The sequence below is a fragment of the Mesorhizobium sp. CAU 1741 genome, from assembly GCF_039839275.1.
Classification (GTDB): Bacteria; Pseudomonadota; Alphaproteobacteria; order Rhizobiales; family Rhizobiaceae; genus Aerobium.
In genome coordinates, this window is sequence record NZ_JBDOQP010000002.1 from 1,382,724 (window position 1) to 1,388,830 (window position 6,107).

The following is a 6,107-nucleotide window of genomic DNA, read 5'->3' on the forward strand; positions in this document are numbered from 1 at the left end:
GAGGGAGACAGCCGTGTCGTCCCCCTCTGAGGTCCTTGACGAAGGACGCAACTGCTGGCGCATCGCGCGGGCGGATCGTCTTGGCCTGATCATCGATGCGGAGGCCTATTTCAAGGCAGTCAAGGAGGCGATCCTCGAGGCCCGACACACCGTATACCTGATCGGCTGGGACTTCGACACGCGCATAAAGTTCGAGCCCGAGGGATCAACGCTCGACGGACCCAACAAGCTCGGCACGTTCCTGCGATGGATCGACAAGAGCCGCCCGGACCTGCAGGTCTACGTGCTGAAATGGGATCTCGGCGCGATCCAGTCGCTGGGACGCGGAACGACGCCGCTGGCAATTCTCGACTGGATGACCAGCAACCGCATCCACTTCAAGCTCGATGGCGCTCATCCGAAGGCAGCGGCGCACCACCAGAAGATCGTGGTCATCGACGACATCCTGGCCTTTTGCGGCGGCATCGACATGACCGCCGATCGCTGGGACACGCGCGAGCACAAGGACAACGATCCCCGCCGTCGCCGCCCGAGCGGCCGGCGATACGGTCCTTGGCACGACGCGTCGACGATCGTCACAGGGGACGTGGCGAAGGCACTGGGCGACCTGGCGCGAGAGCGCTGGCTCTGGGCCAGTGGCGAGAAACTCGAGCCGCCGCCCGACCGACCTTCGATCTGGCCCGCATCGCTGGAGCCGACCTTGAGCGACGTCGACGTAGCGATCGCGCGCACGATCCCCGAATTCGAGGATCGCAAGGCGGTGCGCGAGATCGAGGCGTTCTACCTCAACGCAATCGCGTCCGCAAAACACACGATCTATTGCGAAAGCCAGTATTTTGCCGCGCGGTGCATCGCGGAGGCCATGGCAGCACGGCTGAAGGAGAAGAGTGGGCCCGAGATCGTGATCGTGAACCCTGAATCGGCGGACGGCTTCCTCGAAGCGGTGACGATGGATACGGCCCGCTATCGGCTGCTCAAGCTGGTGCGGGAGGCTGACATTCACGATCGCTTTCGCATCTACACGCCGGTCACGCGCGAGGGCGAGCCGATCTATGTTCATGCAAAGATAACGGTGGTGGACGATCGATTGCTGCGTGTCGGCTCGTCGAACTTCAACAACCGGTCGATGGGCTTCGATACGGAATGCGACCTGATCGTCGAGGCGCAGGCCGGACGCAAAGGCGTCCAGGGCATCAGGGACACCATCACCGCGATCCGGGACGACCTACTGACAGAGCATCTTGGGAGAAAGCCGGCCGAAGTCGGTGCGCTCGTCCGGGAACATGGATCGCTGATCGCGGCCATCGAAAGCCTTCGGGGCAAGGGTCGGACACTCGTGCCCTATGAACCGGACGAGCCGGCAGGCATCGAGGAGGCTCTCGCCGAAAACGACCTTTTCGATCCGGAAGCACCGCCTTCCTGGTCAAAACGGCTCTTGGGCATCTTTCGCTGAGGGTCGGGCGGCGGGCCGGCATCAGCCAGCCACAACGGCCTCGATGAGGAAGCCGGAACGATAGAGGTCGCGGAACAACGCCGCGACATCGTTCGAAATCACCTCACGATCGACATCGGGAAACGCCGAGGCAAGCAGATCGCTTACCTCGACCTCATCCGTCGGCTCGCCCAGGAGATTCCAGATGGCTGTGCCGACGGGATTGAGATGGTAGATGCCGGCAGTCTCGCCAGTGCCCGCCAGAAACGCTTCACCGCGTGACTTATGGAGCGACACGACCGGATTGGCGACGACCCGCAGGTCGGGGCGATAGCCGGCAAGCTCGTCGCGTCCGCCGCTGGCGTCGCCGTCATGGTCCGGCGCCAGCAGCCGGCCCATCAACGCGGCCTCTTCCTGAACGGGCGGGGCGTTGATCGGTACATCCCAGGAGGCGAAGGTGCGCTGCAGAAGCTGCGCCCCGTCCTCGAGATCGGAATAACCCAAAACGTAAAGCGGCAGGCCCTGGATCATCCCGTGCATCTGGGCGAGCAACGCTCTCGTATCGTCGGTGCGCATAACGCTCTGGCGGGCCAGAAGCTTCAATGCGACGTGCCCGGGCGCTCCGTGAATCGTTGCCGGTCCGGCGCTGCGGCGGTCAAGGAGCAGGATCGCTCCCAAGGGCGCGGCCGTGCCGCGCGGCGCGAGCTGTTCACCGGGCAAAGCGAGGTAATGATAGCGATGATCGGCAGGTCCGGCATGGGCCGCGACGAAGTCGCGCAACTGGGCGGACGCGCAGGCCGGCAGCGGCAGGCGTAGTCGCGGCGCGACACCGAGCGCCACGCCGTTGCCCTTCTCGTCGAGCGGCAGGATGTCGTCGCCGAAGACCGTGTGCCCGGCGGCAGCAAGACGCGCGATCATCGTGCTCTTGCCGGCGCGTGCGCGGGCCGGCATCACCACGAGCCGATCACCGAACCGGACCGCGCCGCCATGGAAACACAGGCGCTGCGGATTTTCGATTACCAGCGCCTCGGCAAGACTGACCACGAGGCTGCACGCCGCTCCCACGGGGGTCGCCGGGATGGGATCTTCGCCAAACAGGTGAATGAAATAGCCGTTGTCGGAAAAGCTGATCCGGCCGGCGGGTTCGGCCGCATCCTCCGTGACCGTGAAGGGCCAGTCTACCGCAGTGGCCCGCAGCGCATCGATGAAATCGGCCCGGTCGGGAACATCCACCGTGGCGTTCAATCCATCGAAACGTAGCCGCATCCGCGCCTCCATTGCGGCGCGGATGCTGATGCACCCGCGCCGTGTCCGTCAATCAGCTAAAGTTGCGGCGGTTGGATCGTCCGCCACTGAAAGCGCCACCGCTTCCGCGTCCGCCCCAGCCGCCCCGGCCGCCGCTGCCCCGGCCACCGCTGCCACGACCACCGCTTCCGCGACCGCCGCTGCCATGTCCGCCGCTACCACCGCCGTGGCCACCACCGCCGCCGCCGCTGCCACCGCCGCTGCCGCCGCTTCCACCACCGCTACCGCCGGAAGCGCGTGCGTCGCTCAGTTTCAGCAGAACCGGTGCCGCGTAGGCCGCGCCCGCCACGAGGCCGAGCTTGGCAAGCATGTTGCGCCGGGAAATCGTCGCCTGCTTCATCTTTTCGATCGACATTGCAATCTCCTCTCGTTTGGTCGTTGGCAGGCCTCACAGCGAGGCCTTCAAGAGACAAACGATGGGCGCCATGGCTTTATTCCCTGCCGGGACGATTTTTTCCTCCGAGCCCGCCCGCAGGAATTGCGCGCTGCTGCCCGTCACAGGCTCCCGGCGCCTGGATCAGGCCCCAGCCATAGGTCTCGTCCCGCCCTGTCGGGCCCAGGTCCGTGGCGCCTGCCGCGAGGCGCTCGACGATCTGTCGACGCCGCGCCGCCGGGTCTGCCGCCCGCGCCGTGGCGGCGGCCGCAGTGACGAAGGGTGCCGCGTAGGAGGTGCCGGACCGGAAGCGGCCACCGCTGATCGATGCAGCGGTCCATAGCCTCACCCCCGGGGCGGCAAAGTCGATCTGCTCGCCTGCCGCCGCCTGCCGGTATGCACCGGAACGGCTGTCGACCGCCGTGACGGCAACCACGCCCCGGTAGGAAGCCGGGAAGAGGGGATCCGCATTAGGCCCGTCATTGCCGGCCGCAGCCACCAGCACGATGTCACGGCGGAGCATCTCCCCCACCATGCGTTCCAGCACGACGTTCGCGGGCCCGGCGAAGCTCAGGTTGATCACCTTTGCATCGCTGGCGGCGAGCCGGTCGAGCGCGCGCACCAGATCGAAGGCGTCCGCGGCGTCGCGGCCGCCGCGATCGGCGTGGAATGCCTCGATCGCCAGCAGCCGCGTCCCTGCCAGAAGGCCGGGCGTCCGCGAATCTGCGCGGCCGGCCAGCAGGACCGCGATCGCCGTGCCGTGCATCTTCGACGAGGCACGTCTCTGTGCCCCGATCACCGAGGCATAGCGGATGTCCGCTCCAAACAGCGCGTCGTGGTCGACATTGATGCCGGTATCGATCATGCCGATCGTGATCGCCGCCTCGCAGGCCGGCGTCATTGGCGCCCAGCCAATCATGTCGAAAGCCGCGCAGCCATCTGGTGAACAGGCCAGTTCGCTTGTCCGGTAGATGTGATTGAGATCGAAAACCGCCGCCGGGACCAGTTGCAGGATTTCCGTCCTGGCTTCATCGATTGTGCGCCCGCCCGGCAACGAAAACCGGCCGATCTGAACGCCGATCGCAGCCACGCCGTCCCGTGCGATCAGCCCATAGCCCTGCGCAGCGATCAGATCGAGGTCCGCAGGTGCCGGCGTTGCGACGAGGATTTCCGGCGGTGGTGGTGGCGGCGCCTGGCGCCTGGCAGCACGCGGACGCGAGAAGCTGGCGCTTCCCGTCCCGTGACCGCCGCCATGTCCACCGCCGCCGCCGCTTCCTCCACCGCTGCCTGAGGCGCGGGCCATGCCGAGCCGCAACAGGACGGGAGCCGCGTATGCCATGCCGGCGGCGATGCCGAGCCGGCGCAGCATGCGCCGCCTGCCGGGGTCAGGGAGCTTGCCATCGTCGGTCATCTTGCACCTTTCTCGTTGTCGTCCTAACGCAGGGGCGGGGTCCTTATTCCCAGTATCGGCATCGACGACAAAAATTCCATGCCCATTGTGGAATAGACGCTGCCACCGCGACGTTTATGAGCCAGTGAGGTGGAATGAGCGAATTCGGCTTGAGGATCGTCGCGTTGCTGCCGAGGCTGAGGGGCCTGGCGCGTACGCTTGCCCGTTCACGCGACGCCGCCGACGATCTGGTGCAGGCGACATGCGAGAAGGCGCTGCGCAACAGCGACGGCTGGACGCCCGGCACCCGGCTGGACGCGTGGCTGTTTCGCATCATGCGCAACCACTGGATCGACACCGTGCGTCGCGGGCGGCCGGAGGTGCAGGTGGACGACGAGGCGGTCGCCCATGAACTGCCGGTCGAGGACGGCGTGCGGCGCATCGAGGCCAGGCTCACGCTGGCCGCCGTACGCACGCTGGTCGATGCCTTGCCGGACGATCAACGCACGGTCCTGATGCTGGTCTGCGTCGAGGACCTCAGCTACCGCGATGCAGCCGAGATGCTCGAACTGCCGATAGGCACGGTGATGAGCCGCCTGTCGCGCGCGCGTGCCGCCCTCGTGGCAGCGATGGATAGTGACGATCGGGCAACCAGGCTCGGAGGCGAAGAATGACCCAAAAGGTGAGCGACGAAATGCTGATGGCCTATGTCGATGGCGAGTTGGACGCCGCAAACGCGACCGCGATCGAACGCATCCTTGCCGACGATACCACGCTTGCCGCGCGCGCCGAGACATTTCGCGCCAGTCGGCGGCTGGCGCGCGAGGCGTTCGGCAGCGCGCGCGACGAGCAGGTGCCGGAGTTCCTTCTCAAGTCTTTGCTGGGACAGAGCGGGCCGGCCACGGTCGTGCCCTTTGCCCGCCCGCGCCGCTGGCTCGCAGCTTTGCCCCTGGCAGCCAGCATCGCGGTGGCATTCGGCGTCGGCTTCTATGTGGCCGGCGGAAGCGGCGGCGGGGATGCGGTCGACCCGCTGGGGCGCATGGCGATCGCCCGGGCGCTTGGCGGTACGATATCCGGCGAGAGCAGCGAGGTTGCGCTTGGCAATGAGCGCGCCCTGCTGGAGACACTCGGCACGTATCGCGTGGAGGGCGGTGTGTGCCGCAGCTTCGATCTAGACGGCGCGGCCACTTCGCTTGCGGGGGTCGGTTGCGATCGCGGTGGCGGCTGGACCCTGGACGTGATCGTGGCGCGGGGCAGCGGCGGCGATGGAGGTTACGTTCCCGCGTCGGAGGCCGCGCTGGGCAGCATCGATGCCTATCTCGACGCGCTCGAAGCGTCAGCGCCGCTGACGCCGGATGAGGAACGTGCCCTGAGCGACTGAGCGCGGCGTCGACGCTTTGTCCGAACCCTACAGGGCCGTGGGTGCGGCATCAAAAAAACTTCGATGGCTGTCATTTTTCCGCTTGACCCTTTGAGACACCGTCGCCTATATACGCCTCACCAACGACGGCGGCGACGCTGCTGGCGACGAGAGAGCTTGTGTCTTTTGTTTGCGGAGTTGGGAGAAATCTAGAGAGCCGCGTGAGCGACACTCGTTTGGGTTTGAC

At 66.4% G+C, this 6,107-nt stretch carries 6 protein-coding genes; 3 read left to right on the plus strand and 3 right to left on the minus strand.

The window, feature by feature from the left end; genetic code table 11:
• Positions 1–13 precede the first annotated feature (13 nt).
• Complete coding sequence (locus AAFN84_RS13540; protein WP_347515067.1) at positions 14–1,453, plus strand: phospholipase D-like domain-containing protein; 1,440 nt, start codon at positions 14–16, stop codon at positions 1,451–1,453.
• 21 nt (positions 1,454–1,474) lie between these two features.
• Here AAFN84_RS13540 and AAFN84_RS13545 read toward each other — a convergent pair whose 3' ends face one another.
• From AAFN84_RS13545 to AAFN84_RS13555, 3 genes are all read right to left on the minus strand, one after another.
• Complete coding sequence (locus tag AAFN84_RS13545; RefSeq protein ID WP_347515068.1) at positions 1,475–2,698, minus strand: PqqD family protein; 1,224 nt, start codon at positions 2,696–2,698, stop codon at positions 1,475–1,477.
• A gap of 52 nt (positions 2,699–2,750) precedes the next feature.
• Positions 2,751–3,092 carry a hypothetical protein gene (locus AAFN84_RS13550; RefSeq protein WP_347515069.1) on the minus strand — a complete coding sequence of 114 codons (342 nt, stop codon included), beginning with the start codon at positions 3,090–3,092 and terminating at the stop codon, positions 2,751–2,753.
• 76 nt (positions 3,093–3,168) lie between these two features.
• Entirely contained in the window at positions 3,169–4,521 is a 1,353-nt protein-coding gene (locus tag AAFN84_RS13555; RefSeq protein ID WP_347515070.1) for a S8 family serine peptidase, read from the minus strand.
• A gap of 134 nt (positions 4,522–4,655) precedes the next feature.
• Here AAFN84_RS13555 and AAFN84_RS13560 point away from each other — a divergent pair, with 134 nt between their 5' ends.
• Positions 4,656–5,174, plus strand: coding sequence for an RNA polymerase sigma factor (locus AAFN84_RS13560; protein WP_347515071.1), 519 nt, complete (start codon positions 4,656–4,658; stop codon positions 5,172–5,174).
• The gene (locus AAFN84_RS13565; RefSeq protein ID WP_347515072.1) at positions 5,171–5,881 is read left to right on the plus strand and encodes a hypothetical protein; all 711 of its coding nucleotides are present in this window, start codon (positions 5,171–5,173) and stop codon (positions 5,879–5,881) included. The genes AAFN84_RS13560 and AAFN84_RS13565 overlap by 4 nt, the downstream gene beginning before the upstream one ends.
• Positions 5,882–6,107 lie beyond the last annotated feature (226 nt).

What these genes read in the sequence shown, in the direction of transcription:
- AAFN84_RS13545 (WP_347515068.1), bottom strand. Translation starts at nt 2,698, where the DNA reads ATGCGGCTACGTTTCGATGGATTGAACGCCACGGTGGATGTTCCCGAC.
- AAFN84_RS13550 (WP_347515069.1), bottom strand. Translation starts at nt 3,092, where the DNA reads ATGTCGATCGAAAAGATGAAGCAGGCGACGATTTCCCGGCGCAACATG.
- AAFN84_RS13555 (WP_347515070.1), bottom strand. Translation starts at nt 4,521, where the DNA reads ATGACCGACGATGGCAAGCTCCCTGACCCCGGCAGGCGGCGCATGCTG.
- AAFN84_RS13560 (WP_347515071.1), top strand. Translation starts at nt 4,656, where the DNA reads ATGAGCGAATTCGGCTTGAGGATCGTCGCGTTGCTGCCGAGGCTGAGG.
- AAFN84_RS13565 (WP_347515072.1), top strand. Translation starts at nt 5,171, where the DNA reads ATGACCCAAAAGGTGAGCGACGAAATGCTGATGGCCTATGTCGATGGC.